Origin of the sequence: Thermogutta sp. (genome assembly GCF_014359955.1) — a bacterium.
In the GTDB taxonomy this organism is placed as follows: Bacteria; Planctomycetota; Planctomycetia; order Pirellulales; family Thermoguttaceae; genus Thermogutta.
Genome location: NZ_JACIYL010001022.1, coordinates 1 through 1,314, shown reverse-complemented (window position 1 = coordinate 1,314; position 1,314 = coordinate 1). Strand labels below are relative to the sequence as shown.

At 58.7% G+C, this 1,314-nt stretch carries 1 protein-coding gene and 1 pseudogene; both read right to left on the bottom strand.

What is annotated here, in order from left to right; genetic code table 11:
• Nucleotides 1-46: 46 nt before the first annotated feature.
• Nucleotides 47-901, bottom strand: coding sequence for a type II secretion system F family protein (locus tag H5U08_RS19075; RefSeq protein ID WP_297036832.1), 855 nt, complete (start codon nucleotides 899-901; stop codon nucleotides 47-49).
• A pseudogene (locus H5U08_RS19070) lies at nucleotides 898-1,314 on the bottom strand (hypothetical protein); the annotation flags it as partial. The gene H5U08_RS19075 and the pseudogene H5U08_RS19070, both read right to left, overlap by 4 nt.

The following is a 1,314-nucleotide window of genomic DNA, read 5'->3' as shown; positions in this document are numbered from 1 at the left end:
TTGCTCACGGTCACGGCGCATGCGCTCTTTTTTCGGCATTTCGTTATTAGATATCAGGCCTTAGTAACGCACGGGCCCAGAGATACGCGATCACATCCAGCATGACGGCCATCCCCAGCAGGAGGTGTCCCAACGGCTGCGTGAACAACAGCATCGTGTTGGCGGGATCCATGATGTAAAAACCAATGAGAAAGATCACCGGGGCGATAGCCATGTAAACCGCCGATTTGCGGGCCTGGGCGGTTTCCGAAAGAACTTTACGCTCCAGCCGCTGAAGTTCCAGGACAGATCCTGCAATTCGTTCCACCGTTTCGTTTAGTCGCCCGCCGTGTTCGTGACTGGCCAGCAGGGCCGCTGCGAACAGCGCGAAGTTCTCGCTCTTCAGCCGTTGTTTCGCTTCGATGAGCGTCCGATCGAGGGGCTTGCCGAGGTTGTATTCCGCCACAATCTGCCGGAACTCCGCGTTGATAGGCCGTGGACACTGGGCCGCCAGAATCTCCAACGACTGGGCCAGCGACAAACCTGCTCGCACCGCGTTGGCAAGGGTCACCATGGCATCGGCCAGTTGATCCTCGATCTTCCGCCGATAGTACTCGGCCATGCGCCGCAGAAGATACCACGGCGCGGCTAGAAGTAATACGGCCGTCAAAACCGCGAAGATAAGGCTGTCCACCACCAGCCAGAAGCCGAAAAAAGCCACGGCAATACCGACCAGCCAGAGAATGAGCCAGAATCTGACCCGTGTGGTCCTCACCCGCAAGCGCCGCAGCTTATCGGTGACGTCGGCCTCCATCCAGGCGAATGCCTGGGCAAGCCAATCACGAGCGCTGTACACCAGGATAGCGGCCGCGATTCCTGAGCACAGGCAGCCCAGCAGGAGTAAATCCTGGTTTCCCGTCATACCCGAATCCTCCGGTCCTCGCCGATGGCTTCGTGCTGAGGGCCCGTTCCCCCAGGGGCAGCCTGCACGGCTTGATAGCCTTCCCCGTAGAGGAAGTTGAGGTCCAGCAGGTTCTTTTCCACCAGTGAGTCGATAAACGTGGGAAGATAGCCGGTCGGCTCCAGAGACTGGCCATTCCGGAAGTTGAAGATGTCGTGCATGATGACGCTTTTCGTCTCGGGATCGACCCCCACGACCTCGGTGATTTCCGTGATCACCCTCCTTCCGCCCGGTAACCGCGAAATATGGACGATCAGATCGATCGCCGAGGCAATCTGCCGGTGAATGGAGTAAATCGGCAAATCGGCCGCCATGAGGATGAGCACCTCCAACCGTTCGATCACCTCGCGCGCGGTGTTCGCATGGAGCGTCGT

What these genes read in the sequence shown, in the direction of transcription:
- H5U08_RS19075 (WP_297036832.1), bottom strand. Translation starts at nt 901, where the DNA reads ATGACGGGAAACCAGGATTTACTCCTGCTGGGCTGCCTGTGCTCAGGA.